This window comes from Serratia sp. P2ACOL2 (assembly GCF_003691565.1).
In the GTDB taxonomy this organism is placed as follows: Bacteria; Pseudomonadota; Gammaproteobacteria; order Enterobacterales; family Enterobacteriaceae; genus Serratia; species Serratia liquefaciens.
The window spans coordinates 24,016-50,105 of sequence record NZ_CP033162.1; the positions used below are offsets into that span (position 1 = coordinate 24,016).

A 26,090-nucleotide genomic window follows, 5' to 3' on the forward strand; every position below is an offset into this window, starting at 1 on the left:
GACCTATTTTTCACCTCACTTTTTTTGCCATAATCCAATAAAGCGATTGGGATTACTGGCGGTATATATCACCGTATGTCGAATATTCCGGTGACCCAGATAATCCTGAATCAAACGGGTGTCGACGCCCGAATCCGCCAGCGCATAGCCACAGGCATGTCGCAGCATATGTGGGTGCGATGCCACCGTAATATTGGCGGCCTCGCCGTAGCGTTTAATCAAGTAATGCACGTGTTTACGCGTCAGTTGGCCGCCTTTTTGCGACAGGAATAACCACTCGCTGTCAGCATCGCGCCACTTGTTACGCAAATTCAGCCAGCACAACAAGTGCGGCAGCTCATCTGGCGCCAGGGGATGCACGGTCGAAAAACCGTTCTTCAGGCGGCGGATATAAATCACGTTATCGCGCAGATCGATATCAGATATTTTTAACTGACAGGCTTCGCTGGCGCGCAGCCCGTGGATAAAACACATCTGTATTAAACAACGGTCACGCTCCGGATGTTTTCCAATGTGCGTGGCAAGCAGGATGTCATTTATTTCACCGAGAGTGAGGTGTTTTCGAGTTTTCATTATTTTGGCTCCATATAGCCTCTCCGGCCCGATGCCGTATGAGGATCTTACTGGAGAGAAAATAGCCTGTTTCCATTTTTTTACGCATCTATTTTCTTTGCAAATAAATGGCGGCAGGTGATCTGACAGGAGGAGTAAAAACCACCATGCAGCAGGAAATAACCGCGATGGCCGCACCCACGATACTCACCCGCAAGGCCGCCCGTGCCGTTGCCATCAAAGCCGCCAGTTTGGAGCGGCGCATCATGCAACTTCGCGGTATAGCTTACGGCGTAGAAGACTGGTTGTGCGCTTTGCGCAAGGCCGCCGAGTTGTGGCGTTGCGTCAGTGAGACCCCTTGGTTGGCTGAAAATGAACGGCGCTATGCCCAGTTACGCCAGCGGCATTGTTCGCACCCGGCCACCCAATTGCTGGTACGTCAACGCTATCAGGCCGATAGCCAGCAACCCTGAATCCACTGCAGAGGACTAACTTATGTCTGCAACCTCCCTTCCACCGCGTTTGCGCGTGGTCGTGATGATGGCACCGGGGTTGATGCGCGAAGGCACCCTGCGGGTACTCGAACTGGCCCGCCAGGCAATCGCATCGTTAACCGTGGTCGACGATCTTTTGACTCTGCGACAGACGTTGTCGCAAGGCGGAGCGGATGTCATCCTCACCGGCCTCTCCGGGCATCGCGACAGGCTACGCGACTTTTTCCTGTTCTATTCCCACTATCTGCGCTTCAACATCGATACAACCTGGCTGCTGTACAGCGAACCCCTTACGCCGTTGCTAACCACCCTCAGCCCGTTGGCTCCCCATGAAGGGCCGCTGTGCCTGCCGCATGATCTGCAGCCACATCTGCTGCATGATTTGCTGCAGAAACGCCAGGCAATGAGCCACCTTGCCTTTATGAACAGCGACTCGTTTCCCCGGATGCCGGCAAATATTGTGCTCAGCTGGCCCGAGCTGCAGGTTCTCAGTCATTTTGTCTGTGGTGCACTGGAACATCTCACTACGCCGACGGGCGGATTCACGACGAAGACCCTGAGCGCCCATAAGCGCAGCGCGATGCGCAAACTGGGTGTGTGCTGCGATCAACAACTCCATGCGTTGCTGCATGGATCTCGGCTATGCCCAGCCAGGAGGAGCCCGGATGTGGTCGTCAGCCAGGGATAAACGTATCCGTCGCTACACCTGGCTGGCGATGTTGCTGGTTTGTGGCATTTTTTGGTGGGGGGTCATTTGGTGCGCGTTGAAATTTGCCGGTCTTTAATGGCCGGTGGGCGATGGCCTGGCCGACTGTTGAAACAATTTATCAACGGGTGCTTACCCCCTCAGGGCTATACGCTCGCCGTTGGGATGGCGGCGGCGTTGTTGGGAGGCGTATTGTTTTCCTCTCCGGCTGAGGCGAGCACGTGGGTGGGCCGCTCGCCGACTTCTTTTATTGGCAACTGCCGGAAGAACGCATTGCCGCAGATAGTGGCGCAGTGTCGCCATGATGCGAGCGCGCTCGATACATCGCCCGCACGTCACTCCGGACGTTATCTCCACGCGCTGAATGACCGGTTTGCTCAATGGGGGATCGGCCCAGCCACAGATGCCAGTGCTTCGTTGAACCGCCGCCAGCGTTGCGAGCTGTATCACTTCTGTAGTCTGTTGCATCAGCAGGTTGGCAGGTACCTGTTGGACCAGCTGTTTTTGCCACAGGGTGGAATGGCTGAAGTGGATTATCGTACGGTGGCCACTAAGGCTCCCTGTTTAAGGAGAAACAATAATGCGTCTAAAAGTGATGGTTATGGAGCCGGATCCCTGGTTTCGGCTCGGGGTGTTGTCGGTGCTTGCCTCGCTTCCGGCTCAGTTTGAAGTTTGCGGGGTCACTGACCGGCTGTCGGATTTGCAGGGTCTGGTGCAGAAACAGCCATTTGACCTGTTGCTGTCAGACACTCACGGTCAGGGTGAAAGCCTGGATAACTACTTTGTCTTTCGCAGGGAGTTTTGCAAGAGGCTCTCTCATGTGACCTGGCTGATGTGGAGCGACGGTTATGGCCCTTTCTTATCGGGCCTGTCTTCCAGGCTGAAACCGCCGGTTTGCCTGCAAAAAAAGCTGGGGCCGGCCGAGTTGAATTCGCTGCTGGTGCTGCGCCATCGGCTTGGGCATCAGCGTTTTTTGGCCGAATATCGGCGGACTCAGATGTGCGTCTGCTGTCACCTGACGCAAAAAGAGCTTTTGGTTATCAGTGCACTGGCGCATGGCGAACCGCAAAAGCAGCTGGCGCGGCGCTTGGGCCGCAGTGAAAAAACCATCAGCTCACACAAGGTCCAGGCCTTGCACAAGCTGGGTGCCAGTAGCGATCGGCGACTGTTTCATCATCAGGGGGAAAACCGCCTGCTGGACATTCTGCGCTATGCGGGCATCAACATTCCCCACGCCCCCTTGGGGGGGTACTCGGCGTAACTCAATCTAATGCCGATGATAAGCTGCGTAGTGAGGAGTGAACGCCGGTATGCGGGGCAACTGCGATGCCATTTCAGGAGGTGTGTTATGTTTACGCTGATTTCACCGCGTGGAGATGGGAAGTAAGATGAGTAAGCCACCGCTGTTTTTTATCGCTGTGATCGCGTTGATCGCCGTATTGGCGACGCACCGCTATTTCAATCAGCGCCGTATTGAAGCGGATAACGATCGTGCGCCGGTACGCAGTTTGCAGGTCACGGTGAGTGATAAACGTGAGTTTCCGGTCGCCAAGACCCGGGCACCGCAGCGTGAGCCGCTGGTCAATGAACCGATGCATTATGAGGTGGTGTTTAGCCCGCAGCGCGGTGGCGAGGAGATCCGGCTGCGGTTGAAGCCGTGGCAGTATAATCCGATTGAAAAAGGCGCACAGGGCACGTTGAGCATGCAGGGCACGCGGTTTGTCTCATTTACTGCCCAGCCGTAGGGCACCGGATCCGGTGCCCATGTGGGGTTATTTTCTTTTGATTGGCGGCTGTTTTTTCTGCCAGGCCAGCAGTTCGAAGACGCCAAAGATGAAGATCTTGGCTTCTTGCCAGTAGCTTATCGGCTGATCTTTCGGTTGCGTGGACTTCAACAGAACCAACTGCAGCCCGTGCATCACCACCATAAAGAACAGCGCCACGTCGATGAAATATTTCAGCGGCTTGGGAAAGGGGTGAAACAGGTTGGAGAGCAGAAAGCCCCACACGCACAGCATCAGCAGGCGACCCAGATTAATCAGCATTTTCGGTTTTCTCTTGCGAACGGATATAAAGACGATAAGCCACCTGACCGGCGACTTTTTCACGGTGTAATTGCCAGTTGGCCGGGACATCAGCGGCGGCGCTTTCGGCTTCGGCCTCTACATAGATCCAGGCCTCATCGGCCAGCCAGCCCTGCTGCTCCAGCAGCGTGACGGTTTCAGCCAGCAAGCCTTTGCGAAAAGGCGGATCGAGAAACACCACGTCAAACGGCTGAGCGGGGGTCGCCAGCCAGCTCAGCGCGTTGGTATTGACCACCTTGCCATTGCCCTGCAGCAGGGCCAGATTTTTTTCCAGTTGCTGCGCCACCGGGCGTTCAAACTCCAACAGCGTGACGCTGCCGGCATAGCGCGACAGCGCTTCCAGGCCGAGTGCGCCGCTACCGGCGAAGCAGTCCAGGCAGCGTGCGCCCTGGATCACCGGCGCCAGCCAGTTGAACAGGGTTTCCCGAACGCGATCGGTGGTCGGACGCAGCCCGGGGCTGTTGGGTACCGGCAGTTTTCGCCCGCGCCATTGGCCACCGATAATGCGGATCTGCCCGGCCGCAGCCTGAGGCGGTTTTTTTGCCGATGCCCGTGGCGATAGTCTTGTCATAGGTTTGCTTTGATTGTTTTCTGGCGGTGAGGCCGAATGAGTTGGCGATAAGTTGCCTCTATTCTACCGGTGAGAGGCGCTGGGGGAAACGGTAAAACTTTGTTGCCTGATTTCACAGTGGAAAGCATGCCGGATGCGTGTTGCTGAACGAGGGAAAGTGATAGACTCGGCGAATTATTGTCAGCATAAGCAAGCCTTCGGTACGGAGTAGAGTCATAACATGGCAAAAGATAAGAAACGCGGGTTTTTCTCCTGGCTGGGCTTCGGCCAGAAGGAAGAAGAGCAACAGCAACCTGAGACGCCGGTAGAAGCGGCGGAAAATCAGGCCGTGGAGACCCCGGCTGAACCGGTCGCTCCCAAGCTGGATGACCAGCTCCCCGCGCAGGAATCTGAACCTGCCGCTTCCGTAGAGACGCCTGGGGAGTGGGACGGCAGTCTGACCGGCGAACATATTGCAGAAAGCGTGCCGGCGATCGTCGAACACACTGCCGCGGCAGAAAAGCTGGCGGAAGAGATTGTCACCCTTACTGAACAGGTGGCGGCAGAACAGCAACAGCCGGCAGCGGAAGAGATTGCCGTGCCTGTGGCCGTGGTTCAGCCTGAACCCGAACTTGTCATCGAGCCTAAGCCAGAAACGACCGCGGTATCAGAACCCGAAGTGGTTACGCCAGAGCCGATTATTGCGCCAGAACCGGAAGTGGTTGAACCGGAACCGGTGATGGTGCCCGAACTGGAAGTAATTGAGCCAGAGCCAGAGCCAGAGCCATTGTCGGCCAGCGTGGCGCTGGAACCGATTATTGTCGCGCCGGCCATTATCGAAGAAGAAGAAAAAGAATCCGAGCTGCTGGCCCCTGCGGTCACTCAGGAGCAGGAACGTCCGACCAAAGAAGGCTTCTTTGCCCGGCTGAAACGTAGCCTGGTGAAAACCAAGCAAAATTTGGGATCCGGTTTTGTCGGCTTGTTCCGCGGCAAGAAAATTGACGACGAACTGTTTGAAGAGCTGGAAGAACAGCTGCTGATTGCCGACGTCGGCGTGGAAACCACGCGTAAAATCATTACCTCTCTGACTCAGCATGCCAGCCGCAAGCAGTTGAAAGACGCCGATGCGTTATACGGCAAGCTGAAGGAGGAAATGTCCGAAATTCTGGCTAAAGTTGATCAGCCGCTGGATGTTGGCGGTAAAAACCCGTATGTCATTCTGATGGTTGGGGTGAACGGCGTGGGTAAAACCACCACCATCGGTAAGCTGGCTCGCCAGTTCCAGGCGGAAGGCAAATCGGTGATGCTGGCGGCGGGGGACACCTTCCGTGCCGCGGCGGTAGAGCAACTGCAGGTGTGGGGCGAGCGCAACCGTATTCCGGTGGTGGCGCAGCATACCGGCGCGGATTCCGCCTCGGTGATTTACGATGCGGTCCAGGCCGCCAAGGCCCGCGGCATCGACGTGCTGCTGGCCGATACGGCAGGGCGTTTGCAGAACAAAGCGCACCTGATGGAAGAGCTGAAGAAGATTGTCCGCGTCATGAAAAAACTGGACGACCAGGCCCCCCATGAGGTTATGCTGACTCTTGACGCCAGCACCGGACAGAATGCTGTCAGCCAGGCGAAATTATTTAATGAAGCCGTGGGCTTAACCGGTATCACACTGACTAAACTGGACGGTACCGCCAAGGGCGGGGTGATCTTCGCCATTGCCGATCAGTTCGGTATCCCGATTCGCTATATCGGCGTTGGGGAAGGCATCGAAGATTTGCGGCCGTTTAAGGCTGACGATTTTATTGAGGCACTTTTTGCCCGAGAGGATTAATACGGATGATTCGCTTTGAACAGGTCAGTAAAGCTTATCTGGGCGGACGGCAGGCCCTGCAGGGGGTGGATTTCCATCTGCGCCCGGCAGAGATGGCGTTTCTGACCGGCCATTCCGGCGCGGGGAAGAGTACCCTGCTGAAACTGATTTGTGGTATCGAACGGCCAAGCGCCGGCCATATTTGGTTTGGCGGCCATGACATCAGCCGGTTGAAAAACCGCGAGGTGCCGTTCCTGCGTCGTCAGATCGGCATGATTTTCCAGGATCACCATCTGCTGCTGGATCGCACGGTGTATGACAACGTGGCAATGCCACTGATTATTGCCGGCGCCAGCACCGAAGACATCCGTCGCCGCGTTTCCGCTGCGTTGGACAAGGTCGGGCTGCTGGATAAGGCGAAGAACTTCCCGATTCAGCTTTCCGGCGGTGAGCAGCAGCGTGTGGGTATCGCCCGCGCGGTGGTGAACAAGCCGGCGGTACTGCTGGCGGATGAGCCTACCGGTAACCTGGACGATGCGTTGTCGGAAGGCATTCTGCGCTTGTTCGAAGAGTTTAACCGCGTGGGTGTCACCGTGTTGATGGCCACCCACGATACCGGGCTGATCGCTCGTCGCAATTACCGCATTCTGCGCCTGAGCCAGGGCCGCATGGCTGGAGGAGCGCATCATGGCGAATAATGCAAAAACCGCCAAGAGTAAAGCGCTGCGTGGCGGCTGGCGGGAACAATGGCGCTACGCCTGGATGAACGCCGTCAAGGATATGCTGCGCCAGCCACTGGCGACGCTGCTGACGGTGATGGTCATCGCCATCTCCCTGACGCTGCCAAGCGTGTGTTATATCGTTTGGAAAAACGTCAGCACCGCGGCGACGCAATGGTACCCTACGCCGCAGTTAACGGTGTACCTGGATAAATCCCTGGATGACGACGCGGCGGTGAAAGTGCTCGACGCCATCAAAGCAGAAGCTGGCGTTGAGAAAGTGAATTACCTGTCGCGTGAAGAGGCCCGGGGCGAATTCCGCAACTGGTCCGGCTTTGGCGGCGCGCTGGATATGTTGGAAGAGAACCCGTTACCGGCGGTCGCTATCATCACGCCGAAAATGAGCTTCCAAAGTTCCGACACCCTCAATACCCTGCGCGATCGCGTCGCGGCGGTGCAGGGGGTGGATGAAGTGCGGATGGACGACAGCTGGTTTGCTCGTCTGGCTGCACTGACCGGGCTGGTGGGGCAAGTGGCTGCAATGATCGGCGTGCTGATGGTGGTGGCGGTGTTCCTGGTGATCGGCAACAGCGTACGTCTGAGCATCTTCAGCCGTCGCGATACCATCAACGTGATGAAGCTGATTGGCGCCACCGACGGTTTCATCCTGCGGCCGTTCCTGAACGGCGGTGCGATGCTGGGCTTCTTTGGCGCATTGCTGTCGTTGGTGTTGTCCGGGGCGATGGTGTGGAGACTGGAGTCGGTGGTCACCGGCGTGGCCAAGGTGTTCGGCACCACCTTTACCCTGCACGGCCTGGGTTGGGATGAGGCGTTACTGCTGCTGATTGTTTCCGCGATGATCGGCTGGATCGCCGCCTGGCTGGCGACGGTGCAACATTTACGCCGATTTACACCACAATAAAGATTTTTTGGTATACTCTTCTCCTGCTGCTCCGAGCGTGTTGCGGGAGAAGAGCTACCGGCACTAACTTAAGCACCATCCAGTCTCTTCTTAGCGCACAAATTCCCTATCGGCCTGAATATTCGTCACGTATTGTCATGGACAATGCGATCGAAAAACTGTGAACTAATAGGGCGGAACGCGGTCAAAATCTGCAGCAAAATGTTATGGTGCCCGGCGTGTGGACCGCTTTTGCAATAGCAACTGCCGTAGAATCAATCATTTCCCCGCCGTGACAATCACCTGCATGACCTGTTTTTTCAAGAGAGGGTTTGAATGACCAAAGAAATGCAAACTTTAGCTTTAGTGCCCCAGGGCAGTTTGGAAGCCTATATCCGGGCTGCCAACACCTATCCGATGCTGACGGCAGAGGAAGAGCGGGAGCTGGCTGAACGGCTGCATTATCAGGGCGATCTGGAAGCCGCTAAGCAGCTCATCCTGTCTCACCTGCGCTTTGTCGCTCATATTGCCCGTAATTACTCCGGTTACGGCCTGCCTCAGGCAGACCTGATCCAGGAAGGTAATATTGGCCTGATGAAAGCTGTTCGCCGCTTCAACCCAGAGGTTGGTGTGCGTCTGGTTTCCTTTGCGGTGCATTGGATCAAGGCAGAAATTCACGAGTACGTACTGCGCAACTGGCGTATCGTCAAAGTGGCTACCACCAAAGCACAGCGCAAGCTGTTCTTTAACCTGCGTAAAACCAAGCAGCGTCTGGGCTGGTTCAATCAGGATGAGGTGGAATTGGTTGCTCGCGAGTTGGGTGTGACCAGCAAGGATGTCCGCGAGATGGAATCCCGCATGGCGGCGCAGGACATGACGTTCGATCCTACGCCGGACGACGAAGCCCGTGATGGCCAGTCTATGGCGCCGGTGCTGTATCTGCAGGATAAAAGCTCGGACTTCGCCGAAGGCATCGAGGAAGATAACTGGGAAAGCAACGCCGCAGACAAACTGGCCTATGCGCTGGAAGGTCTGGACGAGCGTAGCCAGCATATCATTCGCGCCCGTTGGTTGGATGACGACAATAAATCCACGTTGCAAGAGCTGGCCGATCAGTACGGTGTTTCCGCTGAGCGTGTGCGCCAGCTAGAAAAGAACGCCATGAAGAAACTGAAAATGGCGATCGAAGCCTAATTCCGCATAAGCGTTAAAAAGCCCGGCTAGCCGGGCTTTTTTGTGCCTGAAATTCGGCGTTACGGCGCGATCGCCGCAAAATCGGGTGCCGGACAGTCATAACCAAACTTGTTGGCCCAGGCATAGCGCGTCCCGTTATTGATATAGCGCTGATACAGCGCCCGGCCGGTTTTCGCGTCACGTTTAATCACCCAACCGGCGGCATTACACAACACGGCGGCATAGGCCTGGCTTTTTGGCGGCAGTAAGTCGGCGGCCTGCTGCGCCAGATCAACCGCCTGCCAGCGGTAGTGCAGGAAGCGATTATCCTGTGGCGGTAACGCCGCTTTGGCCCGTGCTGCCTCGGCACTGCTGATCCAGCTCTTATGCTTGAGCTCGCGCGTATCAAAGGCATCCCCCAGATAGGAATAACCGGCGTCATAAATTGCATAGTCCGGCGTCATCTCATAACCCGTGAACACCAATCCCTGGCTGCGCAGCAGCGTGGCAGCCTGATAGTAGGCTTTGGCCCGCGCCAGCTTGTCTGCGGATTTATCCTGCGCCGTTTTCAGCGTATCGGCGTACTGTTGGGCAACCTGACGATAGTTCGGGATATCAAAGTAGGCCATTGCTTCTTGAGGGCGTCCGGCGCGCATCAGCCGCCGCGCCAGCAGCTCGCGCAGTTGCACCTCCGGCGTAAGCGGCTGGCCGTTGTAGTCGTCGGGATTGACCGGTTTCAATGGCGTAGCTGGGGCTGGCACATGCTTATCAACAAAGCCTTTCAGTTCATCGATGGTCAGCACGCGTTCGGCCACGTCGGCGACGTCCGCCCAGTAAATATCTTTGCCGCGATAGAGGAAGTCCATTGCCTGCAGATAGTCGCCGCGATCCAGGGCCAGAATAGCCTGCTCCCCAGCCACCCGGCATTCGGGCACGATGGTTTCTGGCGTAAAGTCCGCATTACGCTGTTCGCCCCAGCTTTCATTGGAGGGGAATGCGGCCGCCGCTTTGGCGTAGTCTGCGGTGGCGGCTTTAACATCCCCGTCGCGCAGCGCCATTTTGGCGCGTAACCACCAGGCCAGGCCACTGTCGCCAGCGTGTTTCAGCAGGCTGGCCGCCATCGGGTATTGTCCTGCTCGGTAGGCCAGCGCCGCCAGCCGGTCGCTGCCGCTGAAACCGCTTTTCACCGAGGCGTCCAGCAGCGTCAGGATTTGGCTGATGATTTGTGCAGAGCGAGTGCCGGTGCCGTCCGTATCGGTCATTTGCAGATTACTGCTGCGGGCAAACAGCTCAATGGTGACCAGTTGTTGGATCAGCGGATCGGCGATTGTCTGCTTCAGAGCATCGAAGTGATCCGGATTGACCAGGTAACTGGAGACGTACTGCAGCGACAGTGCCCCATTTTGGTCACCCTGTGCCGCCTGTTGAGCATATAACTTCGCTGCCTGGGTGACGTTGCCGAGCCAGAAATGAATGCGGGCCTGCTGCCCAAGGCTGCTTAGTGCCAGTTGATCTGGATCGGCCGTACCGCCTTTCACTTTATCAATCACCTGCTGGAAGGCCGCTAACGCCTGCTCGAGCTGGGGCTTCGCGGGATGTTCGACTGCGATGCTCGAGCCGTCACCTTCGTTTTCCGGCGTGCCGTAATCGCCCATCAACAACCGACCGAGTGAATACTGCGCCCTTAGCCCCCAGTCACCTTGATCTGCGGCAGGTAGCGCCAGAACCTGTTGGAAGTACTCGCTGGCGCGCGGGTCTTTACCGGCGAAGGCCACTGCACCCAGTTGGTAAAGGCGGGCCGCGTCAGACAGCCCCTGGCTATTGACCGCATCGGCCTCTTCAACGGTTTTTGCCGCACGCATTTTCTCGATGATGATAGTTTCCGGCGACAGCGGCATCGGTTTCGGTGGCATCGCCGGTGGCGGTGCTTTCCACAACGGCAGCTGTTTATCCACTGCGACCAGACGCCCGGCTTCAAAGGCAAAGTTGCCTTCCGGCATATACAGCAGCGTGCCGTTGCGATCGACCAGTAAACGGTTAGGGAAATCCGGCCCGCAGGCGTAGCCATTAAGTGGCATCGCCAGCGCCGAGCCGATCAGGGCAGCCAGTGGAAGAGTTCGGCCGCGCAGAGTCCGTGTAGCGCGTGCATTACGGTGTGACAAGGGTGCCTCCTGGCGTTAGTTGTTGGCAGCGGATCCAGCCCAACGGCCGGGACTGCCCGGCGCGCAGCTGGTCACTGCGGGTAAGCACAAAGCGTAGTCGTTGAGGCTCGCTTTCCAGCCGGTAGTTGCCTGCCGCGTCCGCCGCCAGGCACTCACCGGCGGTGATGACGATTTCATGCGGCAGCGGTGCATCCACCGGCCCGTTGTTTTGAATTATCAGATCATTCAGCCCATTTTGCAGCGCCTGAGGGCTAAATTTTACCTGCCAGCTGACGTCGAGCGGTTGCTTTTCTATTACCGCCCTCAGCGTAGCCAGTGACCAGGCGCGGCGATCGTCCGCCAGTGGCAAACGGAACCAGATCAGGCCCAGCAGGTGTGGTGTGGTCCGTGTGTTCAACTGGCGCAGAAAATCGGCCACCTGCTGCGGCGCGACCGTCAGCTCGCGCGAGGTACCCGCCACGCGCACGGAGGCTTCGCTTTCCACCTGCGCGCCTTGCGTATCGAACCCCACCAAACCCATGCCATAGGCAGGCAGCGCCACCCGGAAAGGTCTTGGCGTGATTTGTGCGTACTGTTTTACCCACCGCAGTGCCAGCGGGGCAGCAAACAGGCCTTGTTCGGGCGACAGTACGGCATGCACCTGCAGCACGGAGCTGTCTGCCTGTTGCAAGACACCGGGCAGCGCAGCTGAGCCGATCCAGGCCGGCAATGCGGTAATGCCCAGTTGCAGTGAGGAGGGCAATTGCTGACGCAACTGCTGCAGGAAATGCTGATAGGCGGGCAGGCGCGCGGTAGCTGCGTCATGATCGATTTCAACGCCGATCACCTCCAGCCCGGCGGTTTGCCAGCGTTGCACCTGTTTTAGCAAACGTTGGCGAATCGCGACTTCATCCAGTTGCGTCAACTGCCCATCCAGACGGGCCACCAGCCACAGCGGGCGGCCATCTTGTTTCAGTAAGGGGAGATTGACCGGGATTTCCCGCCAGCCCTCACGCGGGTGCACTTGTAAACCCAGCACCCGCAGTGTAGGGAATAGATCGCGGCTTTGCGCCAGTGCGGCAACATGCTGCGGCGTCCAAACGCGTTGCCAGACGTAGACCTGATTATCCCAGGTCGGCTGTATCCGCAGCGCCTGCTGGCGGCCGCCGAACCAGGCGATTAACGCCAGCACCAGCACCAACAGTGCGAGGAACCTGCGCTTCATCGTTGCCAGAGTTCGCCTTGCTGAGTGAAACCGCAGGCGCGCATAAAGTTATCCACCTCGCCCCGCTCGCGTGGGGTCAGACCGGCGGTCGAAAGCTGCCAATGCGTTATCTGCGGTAACTGACGCTGCACGTCCTGCACCAGATACAATCCTACGCCGCGACGGCGCGTGACTTCACGCACCAGCAAATCCTGCAGTTGGGCACGTTCACCGTCCAGCTCGAGTTTCACCGCACCCAGCAGCCGCTCATTGAAGCGTGCGGCGAACAGCGCTTTATTGCCGTTCAACCCGCTTTGCCACTGTTCCGGCTGCTGATGCGGCCAGATTTTGCCAAGGTCGATAAGGTCTTGCTGGGACAGCGTGGTTAATCGCTCAATAGTCAGTTTCATGCAGGATTTCCGAACGGCTAATCGATGCCGACAGTGTAATAGATCTTGCACAGAGCGTTGTGTAAGTTTTTCTGTACGATTACTGCGCAAAATGTTTTTTGCAGGACGCATTTTCCGAGTAAATATGTAGTTAATCGATCGAGAACCAGCATAACGCGCTGTGCCTGATGCAAAACAGCGCAGATTTAATCCGGATTTTATGCTGTTTACACCGCTTGTTTCTGATTGTGTAAGTTGATTTGCAGCAGAAAATTCCTGTTTAATGGCATGAAAAATAAAGTCTTATTAGAAAATATTGCCACAAAAACACCTAAATCATTATTACTTATGAATAAAAGCAGTAAATAAGGGTTGGGTGTCGGCAAACACAACAGGTACGTTCACAACGACAGATGGGGATTTGCGGATGAAATTAACAAAAGGTAAGGCGCTGTTGGCGGGTTGTATCGCGATGGCTATCGGGCATGCGGCAATGGCGAAAGACATCAAGGTGGCGATCGTCGGGGCGATGTCCGGCCCGGTGGCGCAGTATGGCGATATGGAATTCACCGGCGCTCGTCAGGCGATTGCCGATATCAACGCCAAGGGCGGTATCAAGGGCGACAAACTGGTCGGCGTGGAATATGACGACGCCTGCGATCCAAAACAGGCGGTAGCCGTCGCCAACAAGGTGATCAATGACGGTATCCGCTATGTGATTGGCCACCTGTGCTCATCCTCGACGCAGCCGGCTTCCGACATTTATGAAGATGAAGGCGTAATCATGATCACCCCGGCGGCCACTAACGCCGATCTGACCACCCGTGGTTACAAAATGATCATGCGTACCACCGGCCTGGATTCCGATCAGGGGCCAACGGCGGCGAAATACATCCTCAGCGAGATCAAACCCAAGCGCATTGCCGTGGTTCACGACAAGCAGCAGTATGGCGAAGGCCTGGCGCGCTCGGTGCGCGACAGCCTGAAAAAGCAGGGCACCGACGTGGTGATGTTTGAAGGTATCACCGCCGGCGATAAAGATTTCTCCACCCTGGTGGCGCGCCTGAAGAAAGAAAACGTCGATTTCGTTTACTTTGGCGGTTACTACCCGGAAATGGGCCAGATCCTGCGTCAGGCTAAACAGGCCGGTTTGACCACCCGCTTTATGGGGCCGGAAGGCGTGGGCAACTCCTCACTGTCCAATATCGCCGGTGCCGCCTCTGAAGGCATGCTGGTGACCCTGCCTAAGCGTTACGATCAGGTGCCGGCCAACAAACCGGTGGTGGATGCGCTCAAAGCCAAAAAGTTGGATCCAACCGGGCCGTTCGTCTGGACCACTTACGCAGCGTTGCAATCTCTGACTGCCGGGATGGAGCGCAGCGGCAGCCAGGAACCGGCCGACATCGTCAAGGATCTGAAAACCGGCAAGCCGGTGGACACCGTGATGGGGCCGTTGAGCTGGGATGACAAAGGCGATCTTAAAGGCTTCGAGTTCGGGGTGTTCGAATGGCATGCCGATGGCACTTCAACGCCGATTAAATAAGCCATAATAATTAGGGTAGGGCGCAGCTAGCTGCGCCCGCAGGCCGGCTTGCCGGCCCGCACCCCTTTACCTGAATTTCTCACCGCGTTCAGGTTTGCTATAAAAGCGCAGCCAAGGGTTAGAGTATGTCTGAGCAGGTTCTCTATTTTCTGCAGCAAATGTTCAACGGCGTCACGTTGGGCAGTACCTATGCATTGATCGCCATCGGTTACACCATGGTCTACGGCATCATCGGCATGATCAACTTCGCCCACGGCGAGGTATACATGATCGGCAGCTATGTCTCCTTTATTGTTATCGCCGCCCTGATGATGATCGGCATCGACGTCGGTTGGCTGCTGATTGGCGCGGCTTTCCTGGTATCGATCGTGATCGCCAGCGCTTACGGCTGGAGCATCGAGCGGGTGGCCTACAAGCCGGTACGCAACTCCAAACGCCTGATCGCGCTGATTTCCGCCATAGGGATGTCGATATTCCTGCAAAACTACGTCAGCCTGACCCAGGGCTCGCGCGACCTGGCGTTGCCAAGCCTGGTCACCGGGCAATGGGTGCTGGGGGAAAGCAACGGCTTTGCTGCCACCATCAGCACCATGCAGCTGATTATCTGGGTAGTCACTTTCCTGGCGATGCTGGCGTTGACGATGTTTATTCGTTATTCACGTATGGGCCGCGCCTGCCGCGCCTGTGCGGAGGATTTGAAGATGGCCAGCCTGCTGGGCATCAATACCGACCGGGTTATCTCGCTGACCTTTGTGATCGGTGCGGTGATGGCGGCGGTCGCCGGCGTACTGCTCGGGCAATTCTACGGAGTGATTAACCCCTATATCGGCTTTATGGCCGGTATGAAGGCCTTCACCGCGGCAGTGTTGGGCGGCATCGGCAGCATCCCCGGCGCGATGATTGGCGGCCTGGTATTGGGGGTGGCAGAGGCGCTGACTTCGGCTTACCTGAGTGCCGAATATAAAGACGTAGTGTCGTTCGCGCTGCTGATTGTGGTGCTGCTGATCATGCCAACCGGCATCCTTGGGCGTCCGGAGGTTGAGAAGGTATGAAACTCAATTTGCTCAACGCGCTGATCGCCACCCTGGTGCTGTTTGTGATGGCTTCATTCCTGATGGGCATGCAGCTGAGCCTGGACGGTACCAAACTGGTGGTGCACGGCGCAGCGGAAGTGCGCTGGATGTGGATCGGCATCGGCTGCGTCATCGTGTTTTTCTTCCAACTGCTGCGCCCGCTGATGCAGCACGGGCTGAAAAAAATCTCAGGCCCGGCGTGGGTATTACCGAGCTTCGATGGCACGACCGCTCGGCAGAAGCTGTTGGCCGCAGCGATCATTATCGCCGCGGTTGCCTGGCCATTTCTGGTCTCACGCGGCTCGGTGGATATCGCCACGCTGACGTTGATCTACGTGATGTTGGGCCTCGGCCTGAACGTGGTGGTGGGGCTGTCCGGTTTGCTGGTATTGGGCTACGGCGGTTTCTATGCGATTGGCGCTTACACTTACGCACTGCTGAACCATTATTACGGCCTGGGTTTCTGGGAGAGCCTGCCGCTGGCGGGTATGGTCACCGCCCTCTTCGGTTTTCTGCTCGGGTTCCCGGTGCTGCGCCTGCGCGGCGATTATCTGGCGATTGTCACGCTGGGGTTCGGTGAGATCGTGCGCATCCTGTTGTTGAACAATACCGAGATCACCGGCGGCCCGAACGGCATCAGCCAGATCCCGAAACCGACCTTTTTCGGCCTGGAGTTCAACCGCAGCGCGCGTGACGGCGGCTGGGATACCTTCCATAACTTCTTTGGCCTGAAATATGATCCGAGCGATCGCATTGTCTTTTTGTACCTGGTGGCGTTGTTGCTGGTGGTGCTGACGCTGTTTGTGATCAACCGCCTGCTGCGCATGCCGCTGGGCCGTGCCTGGGAAGCCTTGCGCGAAGATGAAATCGCCTGCCGTTCGCTGGGGCTTAATCCGACCAGAATCAAACTGACCGCTTTTACCATCAGCGCCGCCTTCGCCGGTTTTGCTGGCACGCTGTTCGCTGCGCGCCAGGGCTTCGTCAGCCCGGAATCCTTCACCTTTGTCGAGTCGGCCTTCGTGTTGGCGATCGTGGTCTTGGGCGGCATGGGATCGCAGTTCGCGGTGATCCTGGCGGCGATCCTGCTGGTGGTGTCGCGCGAACTGATGCGTGATCTGAACGAATACAGCATGCTGTTGCTGGGTGCCTTAATGGTATTGATGATGATTTGGCGGCCGCAGGGGCTGTTGCCGATGAAGCGGCCACAGCTAAAACTGAAGGCGGCGGATATCCAGGCAGGCAAGGGGGAGCAAGCATGAGCATGCAACCTTTGTTGAAGGTCGAAGGGCTGTCGATGCGCTTCGGTGGCCTGCTGGCGGTCAATAACGTGGCGCTGACGCTGAACGAGGGCGAGATTGTTTCGCTGATCGGCCCGAACGGTGCCGGAAAAACCACGGTGTTTAACTGCCTGACCGGCTTTTACCGTCCGACCAGCGGCACCATCAAACTGCGCGAGCGCCATCTGGAAGGGTTGCCCGGCCAGGCCATCGCCCGGATGGGCGTGGTGCGGACTTTCCAGCACGTACGGCTGTTTCGCGAGATGACGGTGATCGAAAACCTGTTGGTCGCACAGCATCAGCATCTGAAAAGCGGCGTGTTCGCCGGGCTGCTGAAAACGCCGGCCTTCCGCCGTGCCGAAGCCGATGCGCTGGAGCGTGCCTCGGTTTGGCTGCAACGGGTGGGCCTGTTGGAGATGGCGAACCGTTCGGCGGGTAATCTGGCTTACGGCCAGCAACGGCGGCTGGAGATTGCGCGCTGCATGGTCACCCGGCCGGAATTACTGATGCTGGACGAGCCGGCGGCGGGCCTGAACCCAAAGGAAACCGACGAGCTGGATCACCTGATCGTCGAATTGCGCAATCAGCATAAGGTGTCGGTGCTGCTGATCGAGCACGACATGAAACTGGTGATGGGCATCTCCGATCGTATCTACGTGGTGAACCAGGGCACGCCGTTGGCGCAGGGCACCCCGGCAGAAATCCGTAACAACCCGGACGTGATCCGGGCCTATCTGGGCGAATAATTTATGTTGTCATTTAATCAGGTATCCGCCCATTACGGCAAAATCCAGGCGCTGCATCAGGTTAGCCTGAACATAAAGCAGGGCGAGATTGTCACTCTGATCGGCGCTAACGGCGCCGGCAAAACCACGCTGCTCGGCACGCTGTGCGGTGAACCCCGCGCCAGCGAAGGCAGCATCACCTTTCTCGATCAGGACATTACCCAGTGGCAGACGTCGCGCATCATGCGCGAAGCGGTGGCTATCGTGCCGGAAGGCCGGCGGGTATTCTCGCGCATGACGGTGGAAGAGAACCTGGCGATGGGCGGTTTCTTTGCCGACCGTCACCAATATCAACAGCGCATCGAAAGGGTGTTTGGCCTGTTTCCGCGCCTGCTGGAACGCCGTACGCAGCGCTCGGGCACCATGTCCGGCGGTGAGCAACAGATGTTGGCGATAGGCCGTGCACTGATGAGCCAGCCGAAGCTGCTGCTGCTCGACGAGCCCTCTCTGGGGCTGGCGCCGATCATCATTCAGCAGATTTTTGACATCATTCAGCAGCTGCGTGAAGAGGGCATGACCATCTTCCTGGTCGAACAAAACGCCAATCAGGCGCTGAAACTGGCAGATCGCGGTTATGTACTGGAAAACGGGCGCGTGGTGTTGGAAGATACGGGGGCCGAATTGTTAGCAAGCGAAGCAGTTAGGTCGGCGTATCTGGGCGGTTGAAATACCCGTCGAAGCGGTAGGGGGCGAATATCTTCGCCCCGAGCGACTCGGGCGCAGCGTATCGGACCCCTACAACATTTTTAACGATTACGAGAAGAATAAGAAATGAACACAGAAGGGTTACTCGCGCAGCGCATCGTAAAAGTAAAAAGCTCGGCAATCCGTGAATTGCTCAAGCACAGTAAGATGGAAAACGTCATTTCGCTGGCGGGCGGCATCCCCTCTGATGCCCTGTTTGATTTCGAAGGGCTGAGCATCGCCACTCATCAGGCGATCACCGAACAGCCGAAAAGCGCTTTTCAGTACGGTCTTACCGAAGGCAGCCCGGTGCTGCGTGAACGCATCTGCGAGCTGTGTGCCGAACGCGGCGTCACCGCCACCGCCGATGAAGTGATGGTCACGGCCGGCTCCCAGCAGGCGCTGGATCTGGTGATGCGCGCCATTGTGAACCCGGGCGACGTGTTCGTGGTGGAACGTCCGACCTACCTGGCGGCGTTGCAGACGCTGGAACTGGCGGAAGCCAATATCATGTCGGTATCGTCCGACAGCGATGGCATGGTGGTCGAAGAACTGGCCGAGCTGTTGAAAACGCAGCGCATCAAGGGCGTGTATGTGGTGCCGAACTTCGGCAACCCAAGCGGCATTACCCTGAGCGCCCCGCGTCGCGAACTGTTGGTCAAGCTGGCGGCCGAGCACAATTTCCTGATCATCGAGGATGATCCGTACGGCGAACTGCGTTTTACCGACGAGCGTAACGCGACGCTGCACCAGGTTTCGCAGCAGGTGCTGGGCCATACCGATAACATTATCTATACCTCGACCTTCTCCAAGATCCTGGCTCCGGGGTTGCGTCTGGGCTGGGCTATCCTGCCGCCGTTTTTGCTGCATAAAGTGGCAATCATCAAGCAGGCGGCGGATCTGCATGCCAGCGCATTGTCGCAGAGCATCGTAGAGTGTTACCTGGGGCTGGATCGCCTGCCGGCGCAGATCGAAAAGATCCGCGCGGCTTACAAACAAAAGGGTGAGATCCTGGCCGGGCTGGTGGAAAAAGAGCTGGGTGACCATATCAGCTTCGATATGCCGAAAGGCGGCATGTTCCTGTGGGCGCGTTTCCGTCAGCCGTTCAACGCCACCGAATGGCTGAAAACCACCCTGCAGCAGGGCGTGGTGTTTGTGCCGGGAGAATACTTCTTCTCAGACAATCCGGACCGTTCTACCTTCCGCCTGTCGTTCGCCACCGCCACTGAACAGCAAATGCAGGAAGCGGTTGCCCGCCTGCGCCGTTCACTGTGATCTTCACGGCGGCGGGGATCTTTCCCCGTCGCCGACATCAAACCGCAATCTGCACTTCACTCTTCCGTCATATGGCTGTCATCTAACGGTTATTTTTCTGTCATCCGAGCATGGCATGTTAGCTTCCGAACAAAAAACTGATTCTTTTCGCTCACGCGCTTATTGCCCCAATAGATTTCACGTAGCAGCAAGGCGGTGACCGCCAGAATCCTCAGGAGTTTACATATAGGTAAATGACTGAGGTGATGGCGGGAAACCAACACGGCTGCGGCGTGAAAGATGCAGGGGATACACCAGCTTTTTCAGGAGTTAGGCATGCTCACCTACGCTATTCGCAAAACCACGCTGTGCGTCGCGTTGACCCTGGCGGTCAGCACTCAGGCACTGGCGGCGACCGAGATCCCGTTCTGGCATTCGATGGAGGGCGAACTGGGTAAAGAAGTGGACTCCCTGGCGGACCGCTTTAACCAGTCGCACACCGACGTCAAAATTGTTCCGGTTTATAAAGGCAACTACGAACAGAGCCTGGCGGCGGGCATCGCGGCTTACCGCTCCGGTAAAGCGCCGGCGATCCTGCAGGTGTATGAAGTGGGTACCGCCACCATGATGGCCAGCAAGGCGATCAAGCCGGTGTACGAAGTGTTTAAAGACGCGGGCATCAGCTTTGACGAATCGGTATTCGTGCCTACGGTGTCCGGTTACTACACCGACAACAAAAGCGGGCACCTGCTGTCGCAGCCGTTCAACAGCTCCACCCCGGTGCTGTATTACAACAAAGATGCCTTCAAGAAAGCCGGCTTGAACCCAGACCAGCCGCCAAAAACCTGGCAGGAGCTGGCGGCGGACACCGCCAAACTGCGTGAAGCCGGCATGAAATGCGGCTATGCCAGCGGCTGGCAGGGTTGGATCCAACTGGAGAACTTCAGTGCCTGGCACGGTGTGCCATTCGCCACGGAGAACAATGGTTTTGGTGGCGCGAGCGCCAAGCTGGAGTTCAACAAGCCGTTGCAGGTCAAGCATATCCAACTGCTGGAAGAGATGAACAAAAAAGGTGACTTCACCTATTTCGGCCGTAAAGACGAATCCACCGAGAAGTTCTACAGCGGTGACTGTGCGATTACCACCGCTTCATCCGGCTCGCTGGCGGACATCAAGCATTACGCCAAATTCAACTATGGCGTGGGCATGATGCCGTATGATGCCGATGCCAAAAATGCACCGCAGAACGCCATTATCGGTGGCGCCAGCCTGTGGGTGATGAACGGTAAAGATGCCGCCACCTATAAAGGCGTAGCCGAGTTCCTGCAGTATCTGGCACAGCCGGAAATCGCCGCCGAGTGGCACCAGAAGACCGGTTATCTGCCGATCACCACGGCAGCGTACGACCTGACCAAACAACAGGGGTTCTATGACAAGAACCCAGGGGCGGACGTGGCGACGCGTCAAATGCTGAACAAGCCGCCATTGCCGTTCACCAAGGGGCTGCGTTTAGGCAATATGCCGCAGATTCGCACCGTCGTGGATGAAGAGCTGGAGGGCGTGTGGACCGGTAAGAAAACGCCACAGCAGGCATTGGATGCCGCCGTACAGCGCGGTGATGTGTTGCTGCGTCGCTTCGAGTCTCAGACTAAGTAATAGCAGCTACTGCGCTTTGCCATTCTGGGATTGGGCAGTGCTCGCTCTCCTCATGGACTTTATGTCCACTCCGGGAGCTGTGCGCTGTCCGCACCCAGACTGGCTTTGCTCGCGACGCCCTGCTTCGAGTCACCCGTTTTTTGTCTTCATGAGTCCCTAATGATGAGTTCACATCGTCCCGGTTTCGGCTGCAGTTGGCTGCCCTATGTTTTAGTGCTGCCACAGTTGCTGATTACCGCAATATTCTTTCTGTGGCCCGCCGGTGAGGCGCTGTGGTATTCGGTGCAAAGCCTCGACCCGTTTGGCCTGTCCAGCCAGTTTGTCGGGCTGGACAACTTTACCCAACTGTTCCACGACCCTTACTATCTGGACTCGTTTTACACCACGCTGATTTTCAGTTTCCTGGTGGCGGGTATCGGGCTGGTCGTGTCGCTGTTCTTCGCCGCGTTAGTGGATTACGTGCTGCGCGGCAGCCGGATCTACCAGACGCTGATGATCCTGCCTTACGCCGTGGCGCCCGCAGTGGCGGCAGTGCTGTGGATTTTCCTGTTCAACCCCGGCCTGGGGCTGATTACCCATTTCCTCAACGGACTGGGCTACAGCTGGAACCACGCGCAAAACAGCGGGCAGGCGATGTTCCTGGTGGTGTTGGCCTCGGTATGGCAGCAAATCAGCTATAACTTCCTGTTTTTCCTGGCTGCGCTACAGTCAATTCCTCGCTCTCTGGTTGAGGCGGCGGCCATTGACGGTGCCGGCCCGGTACGGCGTTTCTTCAATCTGGTGCTGCCGTTAATCACGCCGGTGAGCTTCTTCCTGCTGGTGGTGAATCTGGTGTACGCCTTCTTCGATACCTTCCCGGTGATCGATGCCGCGACCGGCGGCGGACCGGTACAGTCCACCACCACGCTGATCTACAAGATTTACCGTGAAGGCTTTGCCGGTCTGGATCTGTCCAGCTCCGCGGCACAGTCGGTGATCCTGATGTTGCTGGTGATTGGCCTGACGGTGATCCAGTTCCGTTTTGTCGAACGTAAGGTGCGTTACCAATGATTGAGAACCGACGCGGGCTGGACATTTTCAGCCACGTAATGCTGATTATCGGCGTGCTGGTGGTGCTGTTCCCGCTGTACGTGGCCTTTGTGGCGGCTACGCTGGACGACAAACAGGTGTTTCAGGTGCCGATGACCCTGATCCCCGGCGGTCATCTGTGGGAAAACATCAGCAATATTTGGCAGGGTGGCGTGGGCAACCTTAAGGTGCCGTTTTCGCTGCTGCTGCTGAACAGCGTGGTGATGGCGCTGGCCATCACCTTCGGCAAGATTGTGGTGTCGGTGTTGTCCGCCTATGCCATCGTTTATTTCCGTTTCCCGCTGCGCAGCCTGTTCTTCTGGCTGATATTCCTCACCCTGATGTTGCCGGTTGAGGTGCGTATTTTCCCGACGGTGGAGGTTATCTCCAACCTCAACCTGCTGGACAGCTACACCGGCCTGACGTTGCCGCTGATGGCGTCGGCGACCGCCACCTTCCTGCTGCGCCAGTTCTTTATGACGTTACCGGACGAACTGCTGGAAGCGGCGCGGATTGACGGCGCCGGCCCGATGCGTTTTTTCTGGGATATCGTGCTGCCGCTGTCGAAGACCAATCTGGCGGCGCTGTTTGTTATCACCTTTATCTACGGCTGGAACCAGTACCTGTGGCCGATTCTGATCACCAGCGATGCCTCGATGGGCACCGCAGTGGCGGGCATCAAGAGCATGATCTCCACCTCTGGCGCGCCGACCCAGTGGAATCAGGTGATGGCGGCGATGATTCTGACTTTAATTCCACCGCTGACGGTGGTTCTTCTGATGCAGCGCTGGTTTGTACGCGGCCTGGTTGATAGCGAAAAGTAACGAGAGAAATTTTCACATGGCAGGTTTAAAACTACAGGCAGTCACCAAGTCTTACGACGGTAAAACGCCGGTGATCAAGCAAATTGACCTCGACGTGGCGGACGGCGAATTTATCGTGATGGTCGGCCCGTCCGGCTGCGGTAAATCGACGCTGTTGCGCATGGTGGCCGGGCTGGAACGCACCACCAGCGGCGATATTTATATCGACAGTCAACGCGTAACGGATATGGAGCCGAAGGATCGCGGTATCGCGATGGTGTTCCAGAACTATGCGCTGTATCCGCACATGAGCGTATACGACAACATGGCCTATGGCCTGAAAATTCGCGGCTTTGGCAAACAGCATATTCAACAGCGGGTGGAGGAAGCCGCGCGTATTTTAGAGCTGGAGCCGCTGTTGCAACGCAAGCCGCGCGAGCTTTCCGGCGGCCAACGTCAACGGGTGGCGATGGGGCGCGCTATCGTGCGCGAGCCGGCGGTATTCCTGTTTGATGAACCGCTGTCGAATCTGGATGCCAAGCTGCGCGTCCAAATGCGCCTGGAACTGCAACAACTGCATCGCCGGCTGAAAACCACCAGCCTGTATGTGACCCACGATCAGGTGGAGGCGATGACGTTGGCACAGCGGGTGATCGTCATGAACAAAGGCGTGGCAGAGCAAATTGGCACCCCCAGTGAGGTCTATCAGCGCCCGGCGTCGCTGTTCGTCGCCAGCTTTATCGGTTCGCCGGCGATGAACCTGTTGCCCGGCACGTTGAGCGCCGACGGCAGCCAACTGCAACTGGCAGAGGGGATGACGCTGAATTTACCGCAACCCAAGGCGCAGTGGGGCGGCCGCCGGTTGACGCTTGGCATCCGCCCGGAACATCTTCAACTGACCACCTCCGAGCAAGGGGGCGTGCCCCTGGCGCTGCAAACGCTGGAGTTATTGGGCGCAGATAACCTGGCGCATGGGCAGTGGGGCGGTCACGGCGTGATTGCGCGTTTGTCGCATGAAACTATGCCGACGGCGGGCAGCACGCTATATTTGCAGTTGCCTGCACAGGCGCTGCACTTTTTTGATACCGATAGCGGATTACGGATGGAATCATGACCACAGCCTGGCCTTACCCCCACATTGTCGCCCACCGCGGCGGCGGTTCTCTGGCACCGGAAAATACCCTGGCGGCGATCGATGTCGGCGCACGGCACGGTCATAAAATGATTGAGTTCGACGCCAAGCTGGCGCAGGACGGGCAAATATTTCTGTTGCACGACGATACCCTGGATCGCACCAGCAACGGCTGGGGCGTGGCGGGTGAGCTGCCGTGGGACAAGCTGGTACAGCTGGATGCCGGCAACTGGTATAACTCCGCTTACAAGGGCGAACGTTTACCGCTGTTGGCCGAAGTGGCGGAGCGTTGCCAGCAGCACGGCATGATGGCGAACATTGAAATCAAGCCTACCACCGGCAGCGATGATGAAACCGGTCGTGTCGTGGCGCTAGCCGCACGTTTGCTGTGGCAGGGACAGACCGATCCGCTGCTCTCTTCTTTCTCGATTGAGGCGCTTGAGGCGGCGCAGCGTACGGTGCCGGAACTCCCGCGCGGCCTGTTGCTGGATCAGTGGGACGACAACTGGCAGGCGCTGACCGAACGATTGGGCTGCGTTTCGTTGCACATCAACCATAAAGAACTGACGGCCGAACGGGTGTCGGCGCTGAAAGCCGCAGGGCTGCGCATCCTGGTTTATACCGTTAACCAGCCGGCGCGTGCGCGCTTGTTGTTGAACTGGGGCGTTGACTGCATTTGCACTGACCGGATAGATTTGATCGGCCCGGACTTTCCCAACGCGTGATCCCGTTGCCACGGACGCAGTTTGCTGCGTCCGTGAGAAAGCCGTCGGCGCCTGTTGAATTTTGCGACGTCAGTCCTTTGCCGCCGCGCTAACGGAAGGGATGTGATGTCTGTTTTTATGGGTTCTTTATGGCATCAAATAGCGCTGTCTTTGCCGCTATTTGTGCTGATCGTGTTGGGATATGGGCTTATCCGCTGGGGTAAATGGCCAGCGACCATCACCGACGGTTTAACGCGTTTTGTCTTCTCTTTGGCTCTCCCCGCCATGTTGTTCCGCATGATGTGCGACTTTTCGCAGCGTCCAGCGGTAGATGCCCGCCTGTTGATCGCCTTTTTCGGCAGTTGCCTGATTGTGTTCGTGATCGGTCGCATCACCGCGCGTCGGGTGTTTAAACTGGATGGAGTGGCGGGATCGGTTTTCGCGTTGGGTGGAATTTTCTCCAATAACGTGATGCTGGGCCTGCCCATCGCCAGCGTCATGCTCGGCGAGGCGGCAATCCCATCGGTGGCCTTGGTGTTGGTGTTTAACGGCCTGATCCTCTGGACGCTGGTGACTATCTCCATCGAATGGGCGCGCAATGGTTCGCCGACGCTGCAGGGCTTTATCAAAACGGCGCGTAGCGTGCTGACCAATCCGCTGATTATCGGCATTCTTTCCGGCACGCTGTTCAGCCTGAGCGGCTTGCCGCTGCCGACGTTTGTCGACCAGCCGGTCAGCATGCTTGGTCAGGTTGCCGCACCGCTGTCGCTGGTGGTGCTGGGTATGGGGCTGGCGGAGTATCGCATCAGCGAAGGCTGGCGCCTCAGCAGCGGCATCTGTTTCCTCAAGCTGATTGTTCAACCGCTGATCATCTGGCTACTGGCCTGGATGATGGACCTGCCGCCGATGGAAACCCGGGTGGTGGTGTTGCTGGGTTCGATGGCGGTCGGGGTCAATGTTTACCTGATGTCACGCCAGTTCAACGTATTGACCGGGCCTGCCGCCACCAGCCTGGTGATGTCTACCGTGCTGGCAGCAGTGACTACGCCATTGATCCTGACCATCATGGGCGTGCAGGGCTAGCCGGCAGCGGTGCCTGGGGGACTGCAGGTGCTGTGCGGTTAAATGGGCTGCGCGGCTGGTTGCCGTTGGGTAACAACTTCCCACCGTTTGGCGCCGTTTGCTGCAGTTGCTGCTGGTTATTATCGAACTGTCGCTGTTGTTGCAGGCGGCGCTGATCCAGCTGCTGATTATTCAACATACGCTGTTGTTGCGTCTGCTGAGTGCGTTGGTTGAGAAACTGCTGTTGCGAGCTGAGCTCGGTGACGCCGTTGGCCGCGGTGGCCAATCCGGACAGCAGCAACAGGCCATAGAGCAGATGATAACTTTTCATG

General features: G+C 57.5%; 27 protein-coding genes. 20 read left to right on the forward strand and 7 right to left on the reverse strand.

Translation table 11 applies throughout. The features are described 5' to 3' along the window. Window positions 1-15: 15 nt before the first annotated feature. Complete coding sequence (locus EBA31_RS00120; protein ID WP_122076541.1) at window positions 16-573, reverse strand: tyrosine-type DNA invertase; 558 nt, start codon at window positions 571-573, stop codon at window positions 16-18. Between the two features lie 146 nt (window positions 574-719). Between EBA31_RS00120 and EBA31_RS00125 the strand changes: the two genes are divergently transcribed. The 4 genes from EBA31_RS00125 to EBA31_RS00140 all read left to right on the forward strand — a co-directional run bounded on the left by EBA31_RS00125 (window position 720) and on the right by EBA31_RS00140 (window position 3,497). Continuing rightward, window positions 720-1,025 (forward strand): hypothetical protein, encoded by a 306-nt coding sequence (locus EBA31_RS00125; RefSeq protein WP_122076544.1) that lies wholly within the window; start codon window positions 720-722, stop codon window positions 1,023-1,025. A gap of 22 nt (window positions 1,026-1,047) precedes the next feature. Then, window positions 1,048-1,734 (forward strand): hypothetical protein, encoded by a 687-nt coding sequence (locus EBA31_RS00130; protein WP_122076547.1) that lies wholly within the window; start codon window positions 1,048-1,050, stop codon window positions 1,732-1,734. A gap of 598 nt (window positions 1,735-2,332) precedes the next feature. Continuing rightward, window positions 2,333-3,013, forward strand: coding sequence for a LuxR C-terminal-related transcriptional regulator (locus EBA31_RS00135; RefSeq protein ID WP_122076550.1), 681 nt, complete (start codon window positions 2,333-2,335; stop codon window positions 3,011-3,013). 127 nt (window positions 3,014-3,140) lie between these two features. Further along, a complete protein-coding gene (locus tag EBA31_RS00140) occupies window positions 3,141-3,497 on the forward strand; it encodes a DUF2500 domain-containing protein (protein ID WP_020824810.1) in 357 nt (118 codons plus the stop codon). 27 nt (window positions 3,498-3,524) lie between these two features. Here EBA31_RS00140 and EBA31_RS00145 read toward each other — a convergent pair whose 3' ends face one another. Then, the gene (locus tag EBA31_RS00145; RefSeq protein ID WP_006317223.1) at window positions 3,525-3,797 is read right to left on the reverse strand and encodes a DUF1145 family protein; all 273 of its coding nucleotides are present in this window, start codon (window positions 3,795-3,797) and stop codon (window positions 3,525-3,527) included. Continuing rightward, window positions 3,787-4,407, reverse strand: coding sequence for a 16S rRNA (guanine(966)-N(2))-methyltransferase (gene rsmD, locus EBA31_RS00150; protein WP_046374719.1), 621 nt, complete (start codon window positions 4,405-4,407; stop codon window positions 3,787-3,789). Before rsmD ends, EBA31_RS00145 begins: the two co-directional genes overlap by 11 nt. A gap of 220 nt (window positions 4,408-4,627) precedes the next feature. On the opposite strand from rsmD, the gene ftsY reads away from it, so the two are divergent. From ftsY to rpoH, 4 genes are all read left to right on the forward strand, one after another. Continuing rightward, window positions 4,628-6,211, forward strand: a complete 1,584-nt coding sequence (gene ftsY, locus EBA31_RS00155; RefSeq protein WP_122076553.1) for a signal recognition particle-docking protein FtsY — start codon at window positions 4,628-4,630, stop codon at window positions 6,209-6,211. A 5-nt stretch (window positions 6,212-6,216) separates the two neighbouring features. Further along, on the forward strand, window positions 6,217-6,888 hold the full coding sequence (gene ftsE / locus EBA31_RS00160; RefSeq protein ID WP_020824813.1) for a cell division ATP-binding protein FtsE: 672 nt from the start codon (window positions 6,217-6,219) through the stop codon (window positions 6,886-6,888). Continuing rightward, window positions 6,878-7,831 carry a permease-like cell division protein FtsX gene (gene ftsX, locus EBA31_RS00165; protein ID WP_020824814.1) on the forward strand — a complete coding sequence of 318 codons (954 nt, stop codon included), beginning with the start codon at window positions 6,878-6,880 and terminating at the stop codon, window positions 7,829-7,831. Before ftsE ends, ftsX begins: the two co-directional genes overlap by 11 nt. Window positions 7,832-8,146: 315 nt before the next feature. Next, window positions 8,147-9,004, forward strand: a complete 858-nt coding sequence (gene rpoH / locus EBA31_RS00170) for an RNA polymerase sigma factor RpoH (protein ID WP_020824815.1) — start codon at window positions 8,147-8,149, stop codon at window positions 9,002-9,004. Window positions 9,005-9,063: 59 nt separating this feature from the next. Here the strand turns inward: rpoH and EBA31_RS00175 are convergent, their stop codons facing one another. The 3 genes from EBA31_RS00175 to panM form a co-directional block, all read right to left on the reverse strand. Further along, a complete protein-coding gene (locus tag EBA31_RS00175) occupies window positions 9,064-11,061 on the reverse strand; it encodes a hypothetical protein (protein ID WP_238387491.1) in 1,998 nt (665 codons plus the stop codon). 70 nt (window positions 11,062-11,131) lie between these two features. Next, window positions 11,132-12,349, reverse strand: a complete 1,218-nt coding sequence (locus tag EBA31_RS00180; protein WP_122076559.1) for a DUF3142 domain-containing protein — start codon at window positions 12,347-12,349, stop codon at window positions 11,132-11,134. Further along, window positions 12,346-12,738, reverse strand: a complete 393-nt coding sequence (gene panM / locus EBA31_RS00185; protein ID WP_048762262.1) for an aspartate 1-decarboxylase autocleavage activator PanM — start codon at window positions 12,736-12,738, stop codon at window positions 12,346-12,348. Before panM ends, EBA31_RS00180 begins: the two co-directional genes overlap by 4 nt. Before the next feature lie 406 nt (window positions 12,739-13,144). On the opposite strand from panM, the gene EBA31_RS00190 reads away from it, so the two are divergent. From EBA31_RS00190 to EBA31_RS00245, 12 genes are all read left to right on the forward strand, one after another. Then, a complete protein-coding gene (locus EBA31_RS00190) occupies window positions 13,145-14,260 on the forward strand; it encodes a branched-chain amino acid ABC transporter substrate-binding protein (protein WP_046374714.1) in 1,116 nt (371 codons plus the stop codon). Between the two features lie 125 nt (window positions 14,261-14,385). Continuing rightward, window positions 14,386-15,312 carry a high-affinity branched-chain amino acid ABC transporter permease LivH gene (livH, locus tag EBA31_RS00195; protein ID WP_122076562.1) on the forward strand — a complete coding sequence of 309 codons (927 nt, stop codon included), beginning with the start codon at window positions 14,386-14,388 and terminating at the stop codon, window positions 15,310-15,312. Continuing rightward, complete coding sequence (locus EBA31_RS00200; RefSeq protein ID WP_122076566.1) at window positions 15,309-16,592, forward strand: high-affinity branched-chain amino acid ABC transporter permease LivM; 1,284 nt, start codon at window positions 15,309-15,311, stop codon at window positions 16,590-16,592. The genes livH and EBA31_RS00200 overlap by 4 nt, the downstream gene beginning before the upstream one ends. After that, window positions 16,589-17,356, forward strand: coding sequence for a high-affinity branched-chain amino acid ABC transporter ATP-binding protein LivG (gene livG / locus EBA31_RS00205; protein ID WP_020824822.1), 768 nt, complete (start codon window positions 16,589-16,591; stop codon window positions 17,354-17,356). Before EBA31_RS00200 ends, livG begins: the two co-directional genes overlap by 4 nt. Before the next feature lie 3 nt (window positions 17,357-17,359). Next, a complete protein-coding gene (gene livF, locus EBA31_RS00210; RefSeq protein ID WP_122076569.1) occupies window positions 17,360-18,061 on the forward strand; it encodes a high-affinity branched-chain amino acid ABC transporter ATP-binding protein LivF in 702 nt (233 codons plus the stop codon). 105 nt (window positions 18,062-18,166) lie between these two features. Next, a complete protein-coding gene (locus EBA31_RS00215; RefSeq protein WP_048762265.1) occupies window positions 18,167-19,354 on the forward strand; it encodes a PLP-dependent aminotransferase family protein in 1,188 nt (395 codons plus the stop codon). Between the two features lie 315 nt (window positions 19,355-19,669). Further along, window positions 19,670-20,989 carry a sn-glycerol-3-phosphate ABC transporter substrate-binding protein UgpB gene (gene ugpB, locus EBA31_RS00220; RefSeq protein WP_020824825.1) on the forward strand — a complete coding sequence of 440 codons (1,320 nt, stop codon included), beginning with the start codon at window positions 19,670-19,672 and terminating at the stop codon, window positions 20,987-20,989. 162 nt (window positions 20,990-21,151) lie between these two features. After that, complete coding sequence (gene ugpA, locus EBA31_RS00225) at window positions 21,152-22,039, forward strand: sn-glycerol-3-phosphate ABC transporter permease UgpA (RefSeq protein ID WP_041415156.1); 888 nt, start codon at window positions 21,152-21,154, stop codon at window positions 22,037-22,039. Continuing rightward, window positions 22,036-22,881, forward strand: a complete 846-nt coding sequence (ugpE, locus tag EBA31_RS00230; protein ID WP_020824827.1) for a sn-glycerol-3-phosphate ABC transporter permease UgpE — start codon at window positions 22,036-22,038, stop codon at window positions 22,879-22,881. The genes ugpA and ugpE overlap by 4 nt, the downstream gene beginning before the upstream one ends. A 16-nt stretch (window positions 22,882-22,897) precedes the next feature. Then, window positions 22,898-23,974, forward strand: a complete 1,077-nt coding sequence (locus EBA31_RS00235) for a sn-glycerol-3-phosphate import ATP-binding protein UgpC (protein ID WP_046374713.1) — start codon at window positions 22,898-22,900, stop codon at window positions 23,972-23,974. Next, window positions 23,971-24,717 carry a glycerophosphodiester phosphodiesterase gene (ugpQ, locus tag EBA31_RS00240; protein ID WP_048762269.1) on the forward strand — a complete coding sequence of 249 codons (747 nt, stop codon included), beginning with the start codon at window positions 23,971-23,973 and terminating at the stop codon, window positions 24,715-24,717. The genes EBA31_RS00235 and ugpQ overlap by 4 nt, the downstream gene beginning before the upstream one ends. Window positions 24,718-24,822: 105 nt before the next feature. After that, window positions 24,823-25,779 (forward strand): AEC family transporter, encoded by a 957-nt coding sequence (locus EBA31_RS00245; RefSeq protein WP_122076572.1) that lies wholly within the window; start codon window positions 24,823-24,825, stop codon window positions 25,777-25,779. Here EBA31_RS00245 and EBA31_RS00250 read toward each other — a convergent pair. Further along, entirely contained in the window at window positions 25,760-26,089 is a 330-nt protein-coding gene (locus EBA31_RS00250; RefSeq protein WP_122076576.1) for a hypothetical protein, read from the reverse strand. The genes EBA31_RS00245 and EBA31_RS00250 overlap by 20 nt on opposite strands. Window position 26,090 lies beyond the last annotated feature (1 nt).

Bases quoted from the DNA above. Each gene is read 5' to 3' on its own strand.
- EBA31_RS00120 (WP_122076541.1), bottom strand. From the start codon at position 573: ATGAAAACTCGAAAACACCTCACTCTCGGTGAAATAAATGACATCCTG.
- EBA31_RS00125 (WP_122076544.1), top strand. From the start codon at position 720: ATGCAGCAGGAAATAACCGCGATGGCCGCACCCACGATACTCACCCGC.
- EBA31_RS00130 (WP_122076547.1), top strand. From the start codon at position 1,048: ATGTCTGCAACCTCCCTTCCACCGCGTTTGCGCGTGGTCGTGATGATG.
- EBA31_RS00135 (WP_122076550.1), top strand. From the start codon at position 2,333: ATGCGTCTAAAAGTGATGGTTATGGAGCCGGATCCCTGGTTTCGGCTC.
- EBA31_RS00140 (WP_020824810.1), top strand. From the start codon at position 3,141: ATGAGTAAGCCACCGCTGTTTTTTATCGCTGTGATCGCGTTGATCGCC.
- EBA31_RS00145 (WP_006317223.1), bottom strand. From the start codon at position 3,797: ATGCTGATTAATCTGGGTCGCCTGCTGATGCTGTGCGTGTGGGGCTTT.
- rsmD (WP_046374719.1), bottom strand. From the start codon at position 4,407: ATGACAAGACTATCGCCACGGGCATCGGCAAAAAAACCGCCTCAGGCT.
- ftsY (WP_122076553.1), top strand. From the start codon at position 4,628: ATGGCAAAAGATAAGAAACGCGGGTTTTTCTCCTGGCTGGGCTTCGGC.
- ftsE (WP_020824813.1), top strand. From the start codon at position 6,217: ATGATTCGCTTTGAACAGGTCAGTAAAGCTTATCTGGGCGGACGGCAG.
- ftsX (WP_020824814.1), top strand. From the start codon at position 6,878: ATGGCGAATAATGCAAAAACCGCCAAGAGTAAAGCGCTGCGTGGCGGC.
- rpoH (WP_020824815.1), top strand. From the start codon at position 8,147: ATGACCAAAGAAATGCAAACTTTAGCTTTAGTGCCCCAGGGCAGTTTG.
- EBA31_RS00175 (WP_238387491.1), bottom strand. From the start codon at position 11,061: ATGCCACTTAATGGCTACGCCTGCGGGCCGGATTTCCCTAACCGTTTA.
- EBA31_RS00180 (WP_122076559.1), bottom strand. From the start codon at position 12,349: ATGAAGCGCAGGTTCCTCGCACTGTTGGTGCTGGTGCTGGCGTTAATC.
- panM (WP_048762262.1), bottom strand. From the start codon at position 12,738: ATGAAACTGACTATTGAGCGATTAACCACGCTGTCCCAGCAAGACCTT.
- EBA31_RS00190 (WP_046374714.1), top strand. From the start codon at position 13,145: ATGAAATTAACAAAAGGTAAGGCGCTGTTGGCGGGTTGTATCGCGATG.
- livH (WP_122076562.1), top strand. From the start codon at position 14,386: ATGTCTGAGCAGGTTCTCTATTTTCTGCAGCAAATGTTCAACGGCGTC.
- EBA31_RS00200 (WP_122076566.1), top strand. From the start codon at position 15,309: ATGAAACTCAATTTGCTCAACGCGCTGATCGCCACCCTGGTGCTGTTT.
- livG (WP_020824822.1), top strand. From the start codon at position 16,589: ATGAGCATGCAACCTTTGTTGAAGGTCGAAGGGCTGTCGATGCGCTTC.
- livF (WP_122076569.1), top strand. From the start codon at position 17,360: ATGTTGTCATTTAATCAGGTATCCGCCCATTACGGCAAAATCCAGGCG.
- EBA31_RS00215 (WP_048762265.1), top strand. From the start codon at position 18,167: ATGAACACAGAAGGGTTACTCGCGCAGCGCATCGTAAAAGTAAAAAGC.
- ugpB (WP_020824825.1), top strand. From the start codon at position 19,670: ATGCTCACCTACGCTATTCGCAAAACCACGCTGTGCGTCGCGTTGACC.
- ugpA (WP_041415156.1), top strand. From the start codon at position 21,152: ATGAGTTCACATCGTCCCGGTTTCGGCTGCAGTTGGCTGCCCTATGTT.
- ugpE (WP_020824827.1), top strand. From the start codon at position 22,036: ATGATTGAGAACCGACGCGGGCTGGACATTTTCAGCCACGTAATGCTG.
- EBA31_RS00235 (WP_046374713.1), top strand. From the start codon at position 22,898: ATGGCAGGTTTAAAACTACAGGCAGTCACCAAGTCTTACGACGGTAAA.
- ugpQ (WP_048762269.1), top strand. From the start codon at position 23,971: ATGACCACAGCCTGGCCTTACCCCCACATTGTCGCCCACCGCGGCGGC.
- EBA31_RS00245 (WP_122076572.1), top strand. From the start codon at position 24,823: ATGTCTGTTTTTATGGGTTCTTTATGGCATCAAATAGCGCTGTCTTTG.
- EBA31_RS00250 (WP_122076576.1), bottom strand. From the start codon at position 26,089: ATGAAAAGTTATCATCTGCTCTATGGCCTGTTGCTGCTGTCCGGATTG.